At 37.3% G+C, this 17,556-nt stretch carries 21 protein-coding genes and 1 riboswitch; of the genes, 19 read left to right on the top strand and 2 right to left on the bottom strand.

What is annotated here, in order from left to right; translation table 11 throughout:
* Positions 1–44: 44 nt before the first annotated feature.
* Entirely contained in the window at positions 45–1,430 is a 1,386-nt protein-coding gene (gene fumC / locus EZM65_RS03725) for a class II fumarate hydratase (RefSeq protein WP_136667197.1), read from the bottom strand.
* 247 nt (positions 1,431–1,677) lie between these two features.
* Here fumC and EZM65_RS03720 point away from each other — a divergent pair, with 247 nt between their 5' ends.
* From EZM65_RS03720 to EZM65_RS03700, 5 genes are all read left to right on the top strand, one after another.
* Positions 1,678–2,553 carry an ABC transporter permease gene (locus EZM65_RS03720; RefSeq protein ID WP_136667196.1) on the top strand — a complete coding sequence of 292 codons (876 nt, stop codon included), beginning with the start codon at positions 1,678–1,680 and terminating at the stop codon, positions 2,551–2,553.
* A 100-nt stretch (positions 2,554–2,653) separates the two neighbouring features.
* Complete coding sequence (locus EZM65_RS03715) at positions 2,654–2,887, top strand: DUF3098 domain-containing protein (RefSeq protein ID WP_136667195.1); 234 nt, start codon at positions 2,654–2,656, stop codon at positions 2,885–2,887.
* Between the two features lie 82 nt (positions 2,888–2,969).
* Positions 2,970–3,779 carry an undecaprenyl-diphosphate phosphatase gene (locus tag EZM65_RS03710; protein WP_136667194.1) on the top strand — a complete coding sequence of 270 codons (810 nt, stop codon included), beginning with the start codon at positions 2,970–2,972 and terminating at the stop codon, positions 3,777–3,779.
* Positions 3,780–3,786: 7 nt separating this feature from the next.
* Positions 3,787–4,491: a tRNA pseudouridine(55) synthase TruB gene (truB, locus tag EZM65_RS03705; RefSeq protein WP_136667193.1), complete on the top strand. Its 705-nt coding sequence runs from the start codon at positions 3,787–3,789 to the stop codon at positions 4,489–4,491.
* Positions 4,481–5,074 (top strand): hypothetical protein, encoded by a 594-nt coding sequence (locus tag EZM65_RS03700; RefSeq protein ID WP_136667192.1) that lies wholly within the window; start codon positions 4,481–4,483, stop codon positions 5,072–5,074. The genes truB and EZM65_RS03700 overlap by 11 nt, the downstream gene beginning before the upstream one ends.
* Here the strand turns inward: EZM65_RS03700 and EZM65_RS03695 are convergent.
* The gene (locus EZM65_RS03695) at positions 5,071–5,694 is read right to left on the bottom strand and encodes a thioredoxin family protein (protein ID WP_136667191.1); all 624 of its coding nucleotides are present in this window, start codon (positions 5,692–5,694) and stop codon (positions 5,071–5,073) included. The two genes, EZM65_RS03700 and EZM65_RS03695, sit on opposite strands and share 4 nt — an antisense overlap.
* Before the next feature lie 54 nt (positions 5,695–5,748).
* Here EZM65_RS03695 and EZM65_RS03690 point away from each other — a divergent pair, with 54 nt between their 5' ends.
* The 14 genes from EZM65_RS03690 (at position 5,749) to EZM65_RS03625 (ending at position 17,545) form a co-directional block, all read left to right on the top strand.
* The gene (locus tag EZM65_RS03690; protein WP_136667190.1) at positions 5,749–6,309 is read left to right on the top strand and encodes a DNA-3-methyladenine glycosylase I; all 561 of its coding nucleotides are present in this window, start codon (positions 5,749–5,751) and stop codon (positions 6,307–6,309) included.
* A gap of 105 nt (positions 6,310–6,414) precedes the next feature.
* Positions 6,415–6,511, top strand: a riboswitch (TPP riboswitch).
* Positions 6,512–6,575: 64 nt separating this feature from the next.
* Entirely contained in the window at positions 6,576–6,782 is a 207-nt protein-coding gene (gene thiS / locus EZM65_RS03685) for a sulfur carrier protein ThiS (RefSeq protein ID WP_136667189.1), read from the top strand.
* A 65-nt stretch (positions 6,783–6,847) separates the two neighbouring features.
* Complete coding sequence (gene thiC / locus EZM65_RS03680; protein ID WP_136667188.1) at positions 6,848–8,671, top strand: phosphomethylpyrimidine synthase ThiC; 1,824 nt, start codon at positions 6,848–6,850, stop codon at positions 8,669–8,671.
* A gap of 77 nt (positions 8,672–8,748) precedes the next feature.
* On the top strand, positions 8,749–9,873 hold the full coding sequence (locus EZM65_RS03675) for a hypothetical protein (protein ID WP_136667187.1): 1,125 nt from the start codon (positions 8,749–8,751) through the stop codon (positions 9,871–9,873).
* A gap of 110 nt (positions 9,874–9,983) precedes the next feature.
* On the top strand, positions 9,984–10,562 hold the full coding sequence (locus EZM65_RS03670) for a thiamine phosphate synthase (protein WP_136667186.1): 579 nt from the start codon (positions 9,984–9,986) through the stop codon (positions 10,560–10,562).
* Positions 10,535–11,326 (top strand): hydroxymethylpyrimidine/phosphomethylpyrimidine kinase, encoded by a 792-nt coding sequence (locus tag EZM65_RS03665; RefSeq protein WP_136667185.1) that lies wholly within the window; start codon positions 10,535–10,537, stop codon positions 11,324–11,326. Before EZM65_RS03670 ends, EZM65_RS03665 begins: the two co-directional genes overlap by 28 nt.
* On the top strand, positions 11,283–11,909 hold the full coding sequence (locus tag EZM65_RS03660) for a thiamine phosphate synthase (protein WP_136667184.1): 627 nt from the start codon (positions 11,283–11,285) through the stop codon (positions 11,907–11,909). Before EZM65_RS03665 ends, EZM65_RS03660 begins: the two co-directional genes overlap by 44 nt.
* On the top strand, positions 11,896–12,666 hold the full coding sequence (locus EZM65_RS03655) for a thiazole synthase (RefSeq protein ID WP_136667517.1): 771 nt from the start codon (positions 11,896–11,898) through the stop codon (positions 12,664–12,666). The genes EZM65_RS03660 and EZM65_RS03655 overlap by 14 nt, the downstream gene beginning before the upstream one ends.
* A 119-nt stretch (positions 12,667–12,785) precedes the next feature.
* Positions 12,786–13,907, top strand: coding sequence for a 2-iminoacetate synthase ThiH (thiH, locus tag EZM65_RS03650; RefSeq protein WP_136667183.1), 1,122 nt, complete (start codon positions 12,786–12,788; stop codon positions 13,905–13,907).
* A gap of 27 nt (positions 13,908–13,934) precedes the next feature.
* Positions 13,935–14,645: a HesA/MoeB/ThiF family protein gene (locus tag EZM65_RS03645; RefSeq protein ID WP_136667182.1), complete on the top strand. Its 711-nt coding sequence runs from the start codon at positions 13,935–13,937 to the stop codon at positions 14,643–14,645.
* A 44-nt stretch (positions 14,646–14,689) separates the two neighbouring features.
* Positions 14,690–15,433, top strand: a complete 744-nt coding sequence (locus EZM65_RS03640) for a YoaK family protein (protein WP_136667181.1) — start codon at positions 14,690–14,692, stop codon at positions 15,431–15,433.
* 9 nt (positions 15,434–15,442) lie between these two features.
* Positions 15,443–15,655 (top strand): VF530 family DNA-binding protein, encoded by a 213-nt coding sequence (locus tag EZM65_RS03635; protein WP_136667180.1) that lies wholly within the window; start codon positions 15,443–15,445, stop codon positions 15,653–15,655.
* A gap of 95 nt (positions 15,656–15,750) precedes the next feature.
* Positions 15,751–16,872, top strand: coding sequence for a M48 family metallopeptidase (locus tag EZM65_RS03630; protein WP_136667179.1), 1,122 nt, complete (start codon positions 15,751–15,753; stop codon positions 16,870–16,872).
* Positions 16,873–16,882: 10 nt separating this feature from the next.
* Positions 16,883–17,545, top strand: coding sequence for a TIGR00266 family protein (locus EZM65_RS03625; protein ID WP_136667178.1), 663 nt, complete (start codon positions 16,883–16,885; stop codon positions 17,543–17,545).
* The last annotated feature ends 11 nt before the right edge of the window (positions 17,546–17,556 follow it).

The following is a 17,556-nucleotide window of genomic DNA, read 5'->3' as shown; positions in this document are numbered from 1 at the left end:
GAAATTTTACAGGCTTTTAAGTTTGATTAAAGTAATAAACTGATTTACACCATATCTTCAGGTCTCACCCAAGCATCAAAATCTTCTGCGGAAACATATCCTAACCGTATCGCTTCTTCTTTGAGGGTGGTTCCATTTTTATGGGCAGTCTGTGCAATTTCGGCTGCTTTGTAATAGCCAATTTTTGTATTTAAAGCCGTTACCAGCATTAATGAATTATCAACCAATTCTTTAATCCTTGTCTTATTAGGCTCGATACCCTGCGCACAATGTTCATCAAATGAAACACAAGCATCACCAAGTAAACGTGCCGATTGTAAAATATTGGCAGCCATCATGGGTTTAAAGACATTCAATTCATAATGTCCCTGCATACCGCCAACTGAAATTGCCGTATCATTGCCCATTACCTGCGCACAAACCATAGTAAGTGCTTCACATTGTGTTGGATTTACTTTACCGGGCATAATAGAAGAACCCGGTTCATTCTCGGGAATAAAAATTTCCCCGATTCCGGAGCGTGGTCCCGAAGCCAGCATACGGATATCATTGGCAATTTTATTCAGGGAAACGGCCAGTTGTTTCAATGCACCATGCGATTCTACAATAGCGTCGTGTGAAGCCAAAGCTTCAAATTTATTTGGTGCGGTTACAAACGGATGTCCTATAAATTTTGCAATATAATGAACCACTTTTACATCATAACCATCAGGAGTATTTAAACCCGTACCTACTGCAGTTCCTCCAAGAGCCAATTCCGACAGATGAGGTAAAGTGTTTTTGAGTGCTTTCAATCCGTATTCCAATTGGGCAGCGTAACCTGAAATTTCCTGACCCAATGTTAATGGTGTCGCATCCATGAGATGGGTACGGCCGATTTTTACAACATTTTTAAAATCCTCAGATTTTGCTTTCAAAGTATCCCGAAGTTTTTCAATTCCGGGAATGGTTATTTCAACAATCATTTTATACGCTGCAATGTGCATCCCAGTTGGAAAAGTATCGTTGGATGACTGCGATTTATTAACATCATCATTGGTTTTTATGATTTGTTCCCCCTCACCTATTTTGAAACCAGCCAAAACCTGGGCACGATTGGCAATCACTTCGTTGACATTCATATTACTTTGGGTACCTGAGCCAGTTTGCCAGATTACCAATGGGAATTGGTCATCCAGTTTACCGGCTAAAATTTCATCGCAAACCATACTGATGGCATCTCTTTTTTCTATAGAAAGAACTCCAAGTTCGCAATTGGCATACGCAGCTGCTTTTTTGAGATAAGCAAAACCCTCTATGATTTCTTTCGGCATTGAGGCTGGTGCTCCAATTTTAAAATTATTTCTGGATCTTTCGGTTTGAGCTCCCCAATATTTATCGGCTGGAACTTTCACCTCACCCATTGTATCCTTTTCAATTCTGTATTCCATTTTCAGTTCGTTTGATATAATTGCAGTTATAAGAATGTGTTCAGCCAAAACTGTATGATAAATTTACATTTATTTGGGAGAACCTGGAAACTTTAAATAGCAGTAAGTTTGAAAGCATCTTTAACCTTGTAAAATACTTCCTACTACTTTTTCATCGGAAAAACGGATCAGAATGACTAATTTTATCACAAAACCCGTTTAAATAAAGAAATTCTTTGCTATTTTTACCCCAAATAATTTTTGCAGTATGAGTTCATCTTTTGAAAACTTTCAAAAACGCCGGTTAATTACTTCTTATTTTTCAGTGGTACTAAGTGTAGGTTTAGTACTTTTTATGTTAGGCTTATTGGCTTTATTTGTTGTAAATGCCCAAAAATTATCCAATGATTTCAAAGAAGGCATTACAATGACTGTGTTTTTTAAAGACGATGCTCAAGACACAACTCTTACGAAGTATGGCGAGATGCTTAAAGCTGCAAAGTTTGCAAAAGATTACGTTTTTGTTTCAAAAGAACAGGCTGCTAAAGATCATGAAAAGACTTTAGGTGAAAACTTTACAGAATTTTTGGGAATGAACCCTCTAAAAAATTCTTTTGACATTCATTTACGTGCTGCGTATGTAGAAAATGACAGTGTTGCAAAAATTGAAAGACAGTTACGAGAAGACCCTTTGGTTGCTGATATTTTTTACGATAAACAGTTAGTGAAAATGGTAAACGAAAACGTTAAAAAAGCAAGTATGTGGGTGTTAATCATCAGTGGTTTTTTAACTGTTGTGGCTGTTTTATTAATCAATAGTTCATTACGCTTATCCATTTATGCCAACCGTTTCATCATTAAAACCATGCAGATGGTTGGAGCCACAAAAGCGTTCATCAGAAAACCATTTATCTGGAGAAGTATCAAATTGGGAATGATAGGTGCCGGAGTAGCCATTGCAAGTTTACTGGCAGTTTTGTTTTACGTAAACAGTGTTTGGCCTACGTTAGGAGTTTTTAACGATGTGTTTTCAATTGTTGTGATTTTAATAGGCGTATTCGGCATAGGTATTTTAATCACTTGGTTAAGTACTTACTTTGCCACGCAACGTTTCCTGAACTTAAGAACTGACGATTTATATTAAAATATAACAAGGTGGCTTCGGGAACCTCAGCCACCGTTGACTGCAGTTCTCGAAGGCAAAATTGTTTGAAGCACTGGAAAGCAACATAATTTATATAAAAATGGAAGAAAACAAAGAAGGCTTTCTGTTTGAGAAAGTAAACTATAAATTTTTATTGATTGGACTGGGAATCATAGCTTTAGGATTCATTTTAATGACAGGTGGTGGCAGTGATGACCCCAATGTTTTTAATCCGGAAATTTTCAGCTTCAGAAGAATCCGTTTAGCTCCAACGGTAGTACTTCTGGGATTCGGGATTACCGTTTATTCAATTTTCAAAAAAACAGACAACTAGACAATTTTAGAAAATTAGACCAATTAGACTTTGAAAAGCAATCTAAGCAGTCTAAGAATCCAATCAGTCTAACAATCTAAAAATGGATTTACTCAAAGCAATACTTATCGCAATAGTTGAGGGATTAACAGAATATTTACCTGTTTCTTCAACGGCACACATGATTTTTACCAGCTCTTATTTTGGAATACAGGAAGATGATTTTGTAAAATTATTCCAGGTATCCATTCAGTTTGGAGCTATTCTGGCTGTGGTGTTTTTATACTGGAAAAAGTTTTTCGATTTCAGTAAAATATACTTCTATATTAAATTAGCATGTGCGGTGATGCCTGCTTTGGTTTTAGGAAAATTATTTGATGACAAAATTGAAGCCGTATTAGGAAACCCGGTTCCAATAGCAATAGTATTGATTGTTGGAGGATTTGTACTGCTTTTTATCGATAAATATTTCCAAAATCCGACTGTGATTCAGGAAGAAAATATTACAATCAAAAAAGCAGTAACCATTGGTTTTTGGCAATGTCTGGCTATGATGCCGGGTACAAGCCGAAGTGCAGCTTCCATCATTGGCGGAATGCAGCAGGGATTAACCCGTCATGTTGCCGCTGAATTCTCTTTCTTTCTTGCGGTCCCTACTATGTTAGCCGTAACTTGTTATTCTGTTTTTCTTAAAACTTATGAGCATAGCCAAATGAAAGGTTATGAATTGATTTTACAGTCAAAGGATACCATTACTATGTTTATTGTGGGTAATATTGTTGCTTTTATCGTAGCGGTTTTGGCTATTAAATTCTTTATCGGCATTATCAAACAATACGGTTTTAAGCCTTGGGGCTGGTATCGTATCGTAGCCGGAACATTATTATTGATTTACTTCACCTATTTAAAATAATACTGGTTTGTATACCAAAGAAGAAATATTAAACGGTCAGGTTTTACTGATTGACAAACCGTTGACATGGAGTTCATTTCAAGCGGTGAACAAACTGAAATATGTTTTGAAAAACCGATTGGATTTACCTAAAAAATTCAAAATCGGTCATGCCGGAACTTTAGATCCACTGGCTACTGGCTTACTGATAGTTTGTACAGGAAAATTCACCAAAAGAATTCCTGAATTAATGGGACAGGCCAAAGAATACACAGGAACTATCCATATTGGTTCTACTACGCCTTCCTATGATTTGGAAACCCAAATTAATGCGGTTTTCCCAACTGAACACATCACAGAATCATTGATTCATGAGACTGTAAAGCAATTCATTGGTGAAATTGATCAAAAACCGCCTGTTTTTTCAGCCATCAAAAAAGACGGAAAACGCTTGTACGAACACGCCCGTGCGGGAGAGGAAGTCGAAATTGAAGCCAGAAAAACCACCGTTCACGAATTTGAGATTACCCGAATTGCCTTACCTGAAATTGATTTCAGAGTGACCTGCAGTAAAGGTACTTATATTCGTTCGTTGGCTCATGATTTTGGTTTATCTTTGCAGTCTGGAGCACATTTAACAGCTTTACGCCGAACTAAAATTGGCGATTACAGTGTTGAAAATGCAGTAACTCCGGAAGCATTTGATAAATTGATTCCTAGAAATGAAAAATAGGTTTTTACTTCTTTTTTTTCTTTTATCATCATTAGCCTTTTCTCAAGACACATCTCTTTATGGCTCAACACTTCAGGACTCTATTAAACCAAAATACGAAAGAACAAGACCTATAAGCCCTGTATTTAAGCAATTTGAAATCACAACTTCTTTAAGTATAAACGACGAAGATGATGACCCTTATACGGAAGAAGACGAAAGCAAACCTTTATTTATACCAAACAGCTTAGGCGTAAAATACGGTTTCGGACTTCAAAAAAATAAATGGTTGGGAATTAGTTTCAACACTGGAATTGACATCCGGTTAAAACAAAAGTTAGTCGCTGTTCCATTATTCGCAAACTTACGTCTGAGTCCCTTTTTCAGAGACGAACAAGGCAGACTTGTAATCAATCTAGGTTATGGAAGAGGATATGCAATAGGAAGAGGAGATATGCAGGGTAGATACCGCCGGATCAACTTATCTTTTGAAGGTCCCGAAAATATAGGTTTACTGGTGGAACTATCCGATTATGGATTTCATTTCAACAACAAACCTTCTAATGTATTGTTTAGTTTGGGAGTATATGGCCGTTTATTTTAAATCTTCTGATGTCCTAATTCTTCAATATGAACCATCAAATTAGTCAGCTCCTGCATCGTACTTAATCCTTTATCGTGCAGATACCACAATTGTAATTCTGTCTTGGCTGTTTCATCCACGACACCATATTGCTTTTTGTAACTTTTGATAAGATTGGATGCCCCTTCGGGTCTTGGTCCCCAACTTGCCTTTAGGTCATTATGTGATTTTTCAAGTATAATAACTTTTGGGATGGAACGGCTACCGTTTGTTAAAAAACAATTCATTAAACCATCATTTTCATCTCTGAAAACAAAACGCAGTTCTATCTTATTCGTTACTGATGCCATTTTAAATAAAATAGGATTGATTTGAGCGGCATCTCCACACCAGCCTTCGGTTAAAACCAACCAGGTATATTTTTTTTTCAGGCTTTTTAACTGACCGGCAATATCCTCGGGCACACTAAGTGTTTTATCCAAACGATTCATTCTCGTCTCATTCAAAAAACTATAATGCAGTAAATCTTCCGACTGTTCATTTCCTGAAGCTTTACCCTGTTTTAATAAAGCAGTAACAACTTTTCTATATTCGATATAAGAAATACTATTTAAAAGGCCTTGTGCAATTTCATTCTTCATCGTTAAAATATTTATGTAAATTTACGATTAATTGAAATGTCAACTTGTAACAAAATGAACAAAATACGCTGCACCTGGTGTGAAAAAGATGATTTATACCGCAGTTATCATGATGAGGAATGGGGAAACCCGGTTTATGACGACGAAACTATTTTCGAATTTCTGGTTCTGGAAACTTTTCAGGCGGGACTAAGCTGGTACACTATTTTGGCCAAACGCGAAAATTTCCGGAGAGCCTTTGATAATTTCGATTATAAAAAAGTAGCTGCTTATAATGAAGCCAAAATAGAAGCTCTGAAAGAAGATGCTGGCATCATCCGTAACGGATTGAAAATAAAAGCTACCGTAACCAATGCGCAGGCTTTTATGAAAGTTCAGGAAGAATTTGGCAGTTTCTCAAAATATATCTGGGACTTTGTGGGTGGCAAACCTATCGATAACCAACCTAAAACCTTAAAAGATGTTCCAGCTACAACTGAAATTTCAGATAAACTCAGCAAAGACTTGAAAAAACGCGGATTCAAATTTGTAGGTTCCACTGTGGTGTATGCGCACATGCAGGCCACAGGTATGGTTAACGATCATGTGGAGGATTGTTGGAAAAGAAATCAGTAAACAATCACAGTTTTCAGTCTCAATCACTGCTAAGCAATTATTAAATACAATCTCTTAATTTTTAATTTTTAATTATTCAATCTTTTAATTAAAAAACATACATTTGTCTCACTTTAGGGGTGTCTGCAACGCGCAGGCTGAGATTTTACCCTCTGAACCTGATCTGGTTAATACCAGCGTAGGGAAAAGTAAGATGACTTCACATTGTGCTTTCAGGCACATATTGCAGCCATTCCTAAAGTAGTACATACTAAAAACTAAAAGGAATGGAACTAAAAATCAACAACCAAAGCAAACATTTCGAAGCAGAAGAACTTTCCGTTCAGGATTTGCTCGACTTGGAATTTCCGGAGAAGCAAAACGGAATCGCTTTTGCCATCAACAATTCGGTGATTCCTAAAACCGACTGGCAAACAACTATTCTTTCTGAAACCGACGATATTTTAATTATTACTGCCACACAGGGAGGCTAGTATGCAGTCTCTGTTTTCAGCCAGCATAACTTCACATATCTAAAAAATTATAACTCATAACTAAAATGAATTCCGAAGAAAAAATTTCCAGAAAACCCTTTCCCAATTCAACGAAAGTATATATCGACGGTGAAATCCATCCTATAAAAGTCGCTATGCGCGAAATTACATTGCACGATACAAAATTATCCAACGGCGGTGTCGAAAAAAACCCTCCAGTAACCGTTTATGATACTTCGGGTCCGTATACAGATCCCAATGCTGATATCAATGTGCGCAAAGGTTTACCACGCATCCGCGAACAATGGATTTTAGACCGTAACGATGTGGAAGAATTAACTGAAATCTCTTCTGATTACGGAAAAGAACGTCTGGCTGATGAAAAACTAAACCATTTGCGTTTTGAATACTTACATAAACCCATGCGTGCCAAAAAAGGAGCTAATGTAAGCCAATTGCACTACGCTAAAAAAGGCATCATTACTCCTGAAATGGAATACATTGCCATTCGTGAAAACCAGCGTATCGAACAGTTGGAAACCGCACAAAAAGCAATGCAATGCCAGCATGCCGGCAATAGTTTTGGAGCTAATACACCCAAAAGCAAAATCACGCCGGAGTTTGTACGCAGCGAAGTAGCTGCCGGCCGCGCGATCATCCCAAACAACATCAACCATCCGGAAAGCGAACCCATGATTGTGGGAAGAAACTTTCTGGTAAAAATCAATGCCAATATCGGGAACAGTGCCGTAACCTCATCGATTGAAGAGGAAGTGGAAAAAGCTGTATGGGCGTGCCGTTGGGGTGCCGATACCATCATGGATTTATCTACCGGTAAAAACATCCACGAAACCCGCGAATGGATTATTAGAAATTCGCCAGTGCCTATCGGAACAGTCCCAATCTATCAGGCATTGGAAAAAGTAAAAGGAATTGCTGAGGATTTAACCTGGGAAATCTTCCGTGATACATTAATCGAACAAGCCGAACAGGGTGTTTCGTACTTTACCATCCACGCCGGGGTTTTATTGCGTTACATTCATTTAACGGCTAACCGTGTAACCGGAATCGTTTCGCGTGGTGGGTCAATCATGGCCAAATGGTGTTTGTTTCACCACAAAGAAAACTTCCTGTACACCCATTTTGAGGAAATCTGCGAAATCATGAAACAGTATGACGTCGCTTTCTCATTGGGAGACGGCTTGCGTCCGGGTTCGATAGCTGATGCCAATGATGCAGCCCAGTTTGCCGAACTGGAAACATTGGGTGAGCTTACAAAGATTGCGTGGAAACATGATGTGCAGGTATTTATTGAAGGGCCGGGTCACGTACCAATGCACATGATTAAGGAAAACATGGACAAGCAATTGGAACATTGTGCTGAAGCACCATTCTACACTTTAGGTCCGTTAACCACCGATATCGCTCCAGGTTACGATCATATTACTTCAGCCATAGGTGCTGCCATGATTGGTTGGTACGGCTGTGCGATGCTTTGTTATGTAACCCCTAAAGAACATTTGGGCTTACCCAACAAAAAAGACGTTAAAGACGGTGTAATCACCTATAAAATTGCTGCCCATGCCGCCGATTTGGCTAAGGGTCATCCGGGCGCACAATACCGTGACAATGCCTTGAGCAAGGCACGTTTTGAATTCCGTTGGGAAGACCAATTTAATTTAGCACTTGACCCTGATACAGCGAGAGAATTCCATGACGAGACACTTCCTGCTGATGGTGCTAAAGTGGCCCACTTCTGTTCGATGTGCGGCCCAAAATTCTGTTCGATGAAAATATCACAGGAAATACGAGATGTGGCAGCCGCCGAAGAAGGCATGAAAGCCAAATCGGAGGAATTTATTGAAACAGGTAAGGAAATTTATGTGTAAAAAGATAGTTGGGCGAGATTTTAAAATATACCTCGCCCAAAATAAGTTACACCAAATAAAATATAACCAATAAATAGATGGGTTCAATTTTTAAAAAGCACTTTCTTCAAATAATAATTGCTATTGCTATTATTGTGTTGTTTCCAGCATATAAAACAAACAAATCACTCGTTGGAGAAAAAAATGTTTCAAAGGATGTGAACGTTTATGTAGCAGGATATGAATACAACGATAGTAACTTTGAAAGTTCAATCGAAGAAATAGCCAATGAAGTTGGCATGAAACATGTTGCAAAATTGTGGAAAAACGGAAAAGACATTCCATTAGAAAATAAAGAATTGTATTCAGATGCAGATGCTGTAGTGGTAAAAAACAAGGATGTTTATGTCGTAGGTTCTATTATGCCTCATGAGGAAAATGTGGCTGCTATGTGGAAAAATGGAAAAATACAAAAACTGACTGATGGAATAAAATCTGCTTATACAAGATCAGTATGTATCGAAAATGACAATATTTATATTTTAGGAGCCAAATATGACAAAACTAATTATGTAGTGAAAGTCTGGAAAAATGGAATTTCAACAGATGTGGTTAGAAGTAAAAACTGGGTAAACGCATCTTCCATGTTTATTTACAGGGGAGATGTTTTCATTTGTGGTTATGAAGAAAATGGAGACAGAGATGAACAACGTTACAAGAATAATAACATCGCAAAAATCTGGAAAAACGGAAAAGCTCAAAATCTGACTGATGGACATAATAATGCATATGCACTCTCTTTATATATTGAAAATGGTATTGTTTACGTAGCAGGATATGAAATTGAAAATAATAAATATATAGCAAAATTATGGATAGATGGCAAAGCTCAAAATCTTACCAATGGTAAAAATAATGCTATTGCAAACTCAATATTTATTAGTAATGGTAATGTTTACATTGTTGGCAATGAAACTGTAAATGGAATAGCAGTCGCAAAATTATGGATAAATGGCAAAGCTCAAAATCTTACGAATGGCAGATATGATTCTGCAGCCAATTCAGTATTTGTTCATAAAAACAATATTTATGCAGTTGGTTATGGAAAAAATGAAAACGATAGAGATGTTGCAAAATTATGGATTAATGGAGAGGAAAAAAATCTCACAGACGGTACAAAAAACGGATATGCAAGTTCTATATTTGTTGAAGATGTAAAATAAAAAACGATCACTAAGCCAAAAAAAGATATATGAAAGACGAAAAAATGAGAGACAGCAAAGGTCATCCGTCCATTATCTATTAGTCTATCATCTTTAATCCAAACTATAAAATGATAGTAATCACAAATCCAACGGCTGTTGTCAATGAAATCAACATCCTCCATTCTCTTTTTGAAAATGGATTGGAGTTGCTGCATATCCGTAAACCTGATTATTCAGAAACGGAAATGGTTTCGTTATTAACAGCTGTTGGAAGTGATTTCAGTAATCGATTGGTTTTGCACAGTTATCATCATTTGGGAGATTCATTCGGGATAAACCGTTTTCATTTTCAGAAAAAAGAGAGAAATTGTGACCTCAGGGTTCATAACCCTGCGCTCCAATCGACTTCAACCCATTCAATTGAAGAATTCAATGCTTTGGAAAATTTTGAATATGCTTTTTTGAGTCCGGTGTATCCGAGTATTTCAAAAATTGGTTATATCCCAACTGAAAAATTTTTGGAAACTGTAAAAAAAAGAACCAATTTTAGCACAAAACTAGTTGCCCTAGGTGGAGTTTCAGAAAAGAATATCCAACAGGCATTAACAGCAGGTTTTGATGATGTTGCGCTTTTGGGAACCATTTGGAACAGTACTAATCCGTTAGAAAATTTTAAAAAATGTCAGCAGATCGTCCATTCGTTTTAAGCATAGCCGGATTTGATCCTTCGGGAGGGGCGGGTGTTTTGGCTGATGTCAAGACTTTTGAACTGCATCAGGTGTATGGTCTGGCTATTATTACCGGAAATACCATTCAGACAGAAGATACATTTGAAGCCATGCAATGGATGGATTTGGATTTTGTACTGAAATCAATTGAAACGCTGTTTGGAAAATATGATATTCAAGCGGTTAAAATAGGCATTGTTCCTTCTTTGGATTACTTAAAAAGTATTGTTGAAGAAATCAGAAAATATTCGGCTGAGGTTAAAATCGTGTGGGATACGGTCTTGAAATCAACCACCGAATTTGAATTCATTTCCTTGGAAAACCAATCAGATTTACTGGAAATTTTGAACCAAGTCGATTTAATTACGCCCAATTATCTGGAAATTCAAAAACTTAACCCGAATCAAAATGCTGCAGAATACGGCGCTGAAGAACTTTCGGAATATTGTGCTGTATTGCTGAAAGGGGGGCATAATCCGAAAGAAAAAGGAACCGATTATTTATATTTTCAAAATCAAAGTATCAAACTCAAACCCAAAAGCATTTTATCAACAGAAAAACACGGCTCCGGTTGTGTTTTATCAGCTTCTATAACTGCAAATCTGGCGCAGAAAAATTCTTTAATCAACTCATGTTTAAACGCAAAAGCCTATGTAGAAAACTACTTACAAACAAATAACAAACTATTAGGATATCATTATGTTAAGCACACTTCAGTACATCTCCCAGGGAGATACGATTAAAGAACAACTAAACAATATTCATCGTGTATTGGATCATGGTTATGATTGGGTTCAGCTCCGTTTTAAAAATGGCACCACAGAAGATTTATTCACTTTAGCAGAATCTGCTAAACTTTTATGTGATGCTTATTGTGCCACTTTTATCATCAACGACCATGTACAGTTGGCCCGTGAAATAGATGCCGACGGAGTGCATTTGGGTCTGGCCGATATGAATATTACAGAAGCAAGAGAAATTTTAAACGCAGAAAAAATAATTGGGGGAACTGCGAATACTTTTTCAGAAGTGGAACAAAGAATAGCTGAAAATTGCAATTACATAGGTCTGGGGCCGTTCCGATTTACACCGACTAAAGAAAAGCTAAGTCCGGTTTTAGGTCTGGAGGGGTATACCGATATCATTAAAAAACTGAAAAAAAATAAAATAAAAATACCTGTTTATGCCATTGGAGGCATTGAGGTAGAAGACATTAAACCGCTTTTAAAAACAGGCATTCACGGAATTGCAGTATCAAAACTACTGACCAATCCGTCAAAAGAAACTTTAATACAACTGAATGAAAAATTATATGCCAAATCTTAAAATAGCTGATAAAGAATTTAATTCCCGATTATTTCTGGGTACGGGAAAATTTGGTTCCAACCAACAGATGGAGGAAGCAATCCTGACTTCCGGGAGTGAATTGGTTACCGTGGCTTTAAAACGGGTCGATCTGGAAACAGAAACCGATGCGATTTTGTCGCACATCAATCATCCGCATATCAATTTATTGCCAAATACTTCCGGAGCAAGAAATGCCAAAGAAGCCATTTTTGCGGCGCAGTTGGCTAGGGAAGCACTGGAAACAAACTGGCTGAAACTGGAAATCCATCCCGATCCGAAATACCTTCTCCCCGATCCTATTGAAACCCTGAAAGCCACAGAAGAATTGGCCAAACTCGGTTTTATTATTCTACCCTATATCCATGCTGATCCTGTTTTGTGCAAGCGACTGGAAGACGCCGGTACCGCAGCGGTAATGCCGTTAGGTTCACCCATAGGAAGCAATAAAGGCTTAAAAACCGAAGATTTTCTGGAGATTATCATAGAACAAAGCAAAGTTCCCGTGATTGTTGATGCAGGAATTGGAGCTCCATCACATGCTGCAAGAGCTATGGAGATGGGTGCTGACGCTGTTTTAGTAAACACTGCAATTGCTGTAGCCGGAAATCCAAAAGTAATGGCCGAAGCTTTTAAAGAAGCCGTAATCGCCGGAAGAAAAGCCTACGAAGCGCAGTTGGCCCAAACAGTAAATAATGCTGTGGCATCCAGTCCGTTGACGGCTTTTTTGAATTACTAGTATTTTTATTAACCGCAAGGACCGCAAAGTTTTTCCACAAAGTAAACAAAGTAATGTGTTTATGATTTGAAAAGCTTAGCGGACCTTGCGAAAGCCTGGCGCTCTTAGCGGTTCAAAACATGACAACTTTTAAAACCCTTTTTGAAAACTACGATTGGGACACCATTCAAAGTAAAATATACCGGACTACAGAAACCGAAGTCAGAAATTCTTTGGCAAGAAGCAAACGAACATTGGATGATTTTTTGGTATTGATTTCTCCGGCCGCACAGCCTTTTCTGGAACAAATGGCACAGATGAGCCATCAGCTGACCAAGAAACGTTTCGGGAAAACCATCCAGATGTATGCGCCCATGTACCTGAGCAATGAATGCCAGAATATCTGCACGTATTGCGGATTCAGTCTGGACAACAAAATCAAACGGAAAACCCTGACCGATAAGGAAATTGAATTAGAAACGGCAGAGCTGAAGAAAGCCGGATTTGATCATGTATTGTTGGTAACCGGTGAAGCCAATTATACCGTTAACATCAACTATTTTCTGAACGCCGTGGAGCAGATTAAAAATGATTTTGCCAATATTTCGGTGGAAGTCCAGCCACTTTCGCAGGAAGAGTACGAGCAATTGCATCAAGCTGGTGTCCATACCGTTTTGGTTTATCAGGAAACCTATCATCAGGAAGTGTACAAACAATACCATCCGAAAGGGAAAAAATCCAACTTTGATTTTCGTTTAGAAACACCGGATCGTATTGGCAAATCGGGAATTCACAAAATTGGTTTAGGCGTTTTGTTAGGCCTGGAAGACTGGCGAACCGATAGTTTCTTCAATGCATTGCATTTGGATTATTTACAGAAAACCTATTGGCAGAGCAAGTATTCGGTTTCCTTTCCGCGTCTGCGTCCGGCCGAAGGCATTATCGAACCGAATTTTATCATGGAAGACCGTGATTTATTGCAACTGATTTGTGCCTACCGTTTATGGAATGAAGATTTGGAAATTTCAATCTCGACAAGAGAAAACGAAAAATTCCGTGACAACATCATCCCGATAGGTGTTACCGCAATGAGTGCGGGTTCGAAAACCAATCCGGGCGGTTATGCGGTAGATGTGGAATCGTTGGAACAATTTGAAACCAGCGATGAACGTTCGGCCGAAGAAATTGCCGGAATTATTTCCCAAAAAGGATACGAACCGGTTTGGAAAGACTGGGATAAAAGTTACATGATTGCAGAGTAATGATTAACGATTTAAGATTTTTGAAGTATGCTTACCATTTCTGATATTTTACGTTACGGAAAACCTATGCTATTGCCTGAAGTGGGCGAAAACGGCCAATTAAAACTGAAAAATGCCAAAGTTTTGGTTATCGGCGCCGGTGGATTGGGTTGTCCTGTTTTACAGTATTTAGCCGCTTCGGGAGTTGGCACCATCGGAATAGTTGATTTCGATCAAGTGGAACTGCACAATCTGCACCGTCAGATTTTATATGCTGAAGATGTAGTTGGAACTCCAAAAGTCATTTCGGCCAAATCAACTTTGGAACGTATAAATCCGAATGTAATTTATCAGATTTTTGAAGAAAAACTGACTTCTGAAAATGCTGAAAAGATTTTATCGGAATTTGATGTGATTGTGGATGGATGCGACAATTTCACCACACGCTATCTGGTCAATGACACCTGTGTAAAACTGAGCAAACCTTTGGTTTACGGGAGTATTTTAAAATTTGAAGGACAAATAGCTGTCTTTAACCATAAAGGAGCTAAAAATCTCCGCGACCTGTTTCCACTGCCTCCAAACCCAGAAGATGTCCCCAATTGTAGTTTAAACGGCGTACTAGGCACATTACCCGGCATTGTAGGAACAATGATGGCACAGGAAACCTTAAAACTGATTCTGGATTTACCGGTTTTGGAAAACGAGCTGGTGCTTTTCAATACGTTGCACTGGCAGTTCAACAAACTGAAATTTTAATTATATTTATACATTGAAAGAAATGACCAAATACTTCTTTTTCAATGTTCAGACACCAAGGCAAAAACAGGACATTCAGGCATAATCTGCGGTTAGCTTCCAATCTGTCTTTGATTGCCGGCATAGTCAACAGTGTGGGTGTTTTGGCGATTGGTACACTCACCACTAATGTAACCGGACATTTTGCCTATTTTGCAGAAGAATTTATTACTGAAAAATATACCAAAGCTGTTCCTTTTATCCTTTATATTCTCTTTTTCTTTTTAGGTGCTTTTGTTTCTAATTTCATCATTGAGATGGCAGCCATCAGAAAAAAGAAATATTTGCACACTACCCCTATGCTGCTGGAATTATTCCTACTGGTATTTGTAGGTTTTTGGAACTATTGGGGTTTCACAGATACAACAGATACAAACCAGATAGCCTACGTGCTTTTGTTTTCAATGGGGCTGCAGAATGCCTTAGTAACCAAAATATCTCAGTCAACAGTCCGAACCACTCATTTAACCGGACTTTTTACCGATTTAGGAATTGAAATCTCACAACTGTTTTTCTACAGAAATCATCCGAATGCCATCAAGCTGAAAAAGAACATTTTCCTGAAACTGTCCATCGTATTTTTCTTTTTTACAGGATGTATATCTGGAACACTCCTGTTCTATGAAATTGGACTGAAAACGCTACTTGTCGCTGCAATCCTGATTACAATTGCATTAACAATTGATAACCTGATATTTTATTATAATTTTACCCTACGAAAATTGAGAAGAAAAACATCAGTTAAATAGATTAAAAAAATGAGCAACGATCCTTTACACGGAAAAACTCTAAAAACCATCGTTGAAACTCTGGTTGATTATTACGGATTTGATACTTTGGAGGAATTGATTCCCATTAATTGTTTTAAAAGTAATCCATCAGTAAAATCAAGCCTGACTTTTTTACGTAAAACCGACTGGGCCAGAAAAAAAGTAGAAGAACTGTACATTAAAACACTTCCGAAATTATAAACTTAAAGAAATGTTTATCTAAAAATTAAAAAATACTTGTAAGATTTTTCAGTTTCATCAGAATGGTTATTTTTGCTTAAAACAGTAAAAAAACATTGGAGACTTATCAAGCGATTTTAATTCATCCCAATAGTAATGGAGGGAGGATTTCTGGATTTATTTCCCTCAAAAACAATGGGGTTTATTTTGAATCTGAAACATTCAAATACCATATTGGTTTTTCAAATTTATCTATAAGTGCCGGTGGTGCCTCAAACAGATTTATTTTTTTAAAAGACAACACCCAAAATGAAATTTCAATATATACTTCCCAAAAAAGTATTTTAAAACATCCTCTTTTAGTTTCAAATTCTAATTTGAAGAAACAAATAAAGAAATCCAATAACGAACTGAAAAAAACGTTTAGAGGAACATTACTTGTTTTAACTTTCATTGTTGCATTGCTTGGTGGTCTGTATCTCTTAAAAGACAAAATGGTTGAGAATTTGGCGCAACAAGTCCCTATATCCTGGGAGCAAAATGTTGGTGACAAACTATTTACAACTTTGTCACTGCAATATCATTTTATCACAAACGATTCTTTAAAAAAAGAATTCACTCAAGTTGCACAACCATTGATTAAGCAAATTGAAAAAAAAGGTTATAAAGTTGATTTTTATTTTGTGAAAGATCCAACTATTAATGCCTTTGCCTTACCTGGTGGAAAAGTAATTATTCAAACCGGTTTAATAGAAAATGCAAAATCATGGGAAGAAGTCATGGGAGTATTGAGCCATGAACTTGCTCACGTAACCAGACGCCATCACATTAGAGGAATCATTAATAATTTAGGTGTTTTTACAATATTATCATTGACATTTGGTGATATTAGCGCTATAGCGGGAACCTTTATAAATATGGGTGGTGAACTGGCATCATTATCAAATAGTAGAGATTTTGAAAATGAAGCAGATGAAACGGGAAGAATGTATTTAATAAATGGCAAAATCAATCCGTCCGGTTTAATTTCTTTTTTTGAAACCATTGAAAAAGAAGAAAGAACCATGTTGGACTCAACAGCAGTTAAAGATATTGATTTGTCATTTTTATCAACTCATCCAGATATTAAAACCCGTATCTTACAATTAAAACAAAAACAAAAAAAGGATACAACTAAATATCCTTCAATACAATATTCCTTTAAAGATTTTAAAAACAAAGTATTAAACCTTAAATAAATTCAAACTAATGAGAATTAAAACAGAAGGAAAACCTGCATTCGCCTATGTAAAGGTTGAACTTGAACCAGGGGAAACCATAATTGCCGAATCAGATGCAATGTCTAGTATGTCAGCTGAACTGGATTTGAAAGCCAAATTCAACGGGGGATTTTTTATAGGGTTGGCTAAAAAGTACTTGGGTGGTGAAAGCTTGTTTGTAAATCATTATACAAACAACACAAATCAACCACTTTCTTTACATCTGACACAGGCTACTCCCGGTGATATCGAAATCAAAGAATTAGATGACACACGCAGTTACTGCATACAAAAAGGCGCTTATATTGCTTCTGAAAAAGGAGTGAAATTAGGTGTAAAATGGGCTGGTTTTGGTTCATTGATTGGAGGAGAAGGTCTTTTTAAACTTGTTGTATCCGGTAACGGAAGAGTTGTTTTTGGAGCTTACGGAGGTATTCTTGAAAAAGAAATAGACGGAGAATATATTGTTGACACAGGCCATCTTGTCGCTTATGAACCAGAAATGAAACTAAAACCGCAATTAGCCGGAGGTGTTTTTAGCAGTCTTTTTGGTGGGGAAGGCTTTGTGACCCGAGTTGAAGGCAAAGGGAAAATTTATATTCAAACGCGTAATATTTCAGGATTGGTTTCTTGGATAAACAGACAACTTTAATTTTTGAAAAT

Origin of the sequence: Flavobacterium sp. H122, assembly GCF_004959765.1 — a bacterium.
Lineage (GTDB): Bacteria > Bacteroidota > Bacteroidia > Flavobacteriales > Flavobacteriaceae > Flavobacterium.
This window is presented reverse-complemented; position numbering and strand designations above follow the sequence as displayed.

Excerpts from the sequence above, each read along its gene's own strand:
- fumC (WP_136667197.1), bottom strand. The coding sequence starts at position 1,430 with ATGGAATACAGAATTGAAAAGGATACAATGGGTGAGGTGAAAGTTCCA.
- EZM65_RS03720 (WP_136667196.1), top strand. The coding sequence starts at position 1,678 with ATGAGTTCATCTTTTGAAAACTTTCAAAAACGCCGGTTAATTACTTCT.
- EZM65_RS03715 (WP_136667195.1), top strand. The coding sequence starts at position 2,654 with ATGGAAGAAAACAAAGAAGGCTTTCTGTTTGAGAAAGTAAACTATAAA.
- EZM65_RS03710 (WP_136667194.1), top strand. The coding sequence starts at position 2,970 with ATGGATTTACTCAAAGCAATACTTATCGCAATAGTTGAGGGATTAACA.
- EZM65_RS03700 (WP_136667192.1), top strand. The coding sequence starts at position 4,481 with ATGAAAAATAGGTTTTTACTTCTTTTTTTTCTTTTATCATCATTAGCC.
- EZM65_RS03695 (WP_136667191.1), bottom strand. The coding sequence starts at position 5,694 with ATGAAGAATGAAATTGCACAAGGCCTTTTAAATAGTATTTCTTATATC.
- EZM65_RS03690 (WP_136667190.1), top strand. The coding sequence starts at position 5,749 with ATGAACAAAATACGCTGCACCTGGTGTGAAAAAGATGATTTATACCGC.
- thiS (WP_136667189.1), top strand. The coding sequence starts at position 6,576 with ATGGAACTAAAAATCAACAACCAAAGCAAACATTTCGAAGCAGAAGAA.
- thiC (WP_136667188.1), top strand. The coding sequence starts at position 6,848 with ATGAATTCCGAAGAAAAAATTTCCAGAAAACCCTTTCCCAATTCAACG.
- EZM65_RS03675 (WP_136667187.1), top strand. The coding sequence starts at position 8,749 with ATGGGTTCAATTTTTAAAAAGCACTTTCTTCAAATAATAATTGCTATT.
- EZM65_RS03670 (WP_136667186.1), top strand. The coding sequence starts at position 9,984 with ATGATAGTAATCACAAATCCAACGGCTGTTGTCAATGAAATCAACATC.
- EZM65_RS03665 (WP_136667185.1), top strand. The coding sequence starts at position 10,535 with ATGTCAGCAGATCGTCCATTCGTTTTAAGCATAGCCGGATTTGATCCT.
- EZM65_RS03660 (WP_136667184.1), top strand. The coding sequence starts at position 11,283 with ATGTTAAGCACACTTCAGTACATCTCCCAGGGAGATACGATTAAAGAA.
- EZM65_RS03655 (WP_136667517.1), top strand. The coding sequence starts at position 11,896 with ATGCCAAATCTTAAAATAGCTGATAAAGAATTTAATTCCCGATTATTT.
- thiH (WP_136667183.1), top strand. The coding sequence starts at position 12,786 with ATGACAACTTTTAAAACCCTTTTTGAAAACTACGATTGGGACACCATT.
- EZM65_RS03645 (WP_136667182.1), top strand. The coding sequence starts at position 13,935 with ATGCTTACCATTTCTGATATTTTACGTTACGGAAAACCTATGCTATTG.
- EZM65_RS03640 (WP_136667181.1), top strand. The coding sequence starts at position 14,690 with ATGTTCAGACACCAAGGCAAAAACAGGACATTCAGGCATAATCTGCGG.
- EZM65_RS03635 (WP_136667180.1), top strand. The coding sequence starts at position 15,443 with ATGAGCAACGATCCTTTACACGGAAAAACTCTAAAAACCATCGTTGAA.
- EZM65_RS03625 (WP_136667178.1), top strand. The coding sequence starts at position 16,883 with ATGAGAATTAAAACAGAAGGAAAACCTGCATTCGCCTATGTAAAGGTT.